Origin of the sequence: Pantoea sp. SIMBA_079 (genome assembly GCF_046940275.1) — a bacterium.
Lineage (GTDB): Bacteria > Pseudomonadota > Gammaproteobacteria > Enterobacterales > Enterobacteriaceae > Pantoea > Pantoea borealis.
The window spans coordinates 1-263 of record NZ_JAWRYR010000455.1 but is presented as its reverse complement, the minus strand read 5'-3'; the positions used below and the strand labels follow the sequence as shown (position 1 = coordinate 263).

The window sequence follows — 263 nt, the reverse complement described above, 5'->3', positions numbered from 1 at the left end:
CAACTCCTTCTCGAAAATCTTCTCGCTGTATGGTGAGCGGGTGGGCGGCCTGTCGGTGGTGTGCGATGACGAGGCCACTGCCCAGAGCGTGCTTGGCCAACTGAAGGCCACCGTGCGCCGCAACTACTCCAGCCCGCCCAACTTCGGCGCCCAGCTGGTTGCCGGCGTACTGAGCGATGCTGGCCTGAATGCCCAGTGGGCCGAAGAAGTCGAAGTGATGCGCAAGCGTATCCTCGACATGCGCCAGGCGCTGGTCGATGCCC

Annotated in this window: 1 protein-coding gene; it reads left to right on the top strand. The window is 63.9% G+C overall.

Annotated elements, in window-relative coordinates; all coding sequences use genetic code 11:
• Positions 1-263: aminotransferase class I/II-fold pyridoxal phosphate-dependent enzyme (locus tag SB719_RS20780; protein WP_412159833.1), on the top strand; the 263-nt coding region annotated here is incomplete at both ends.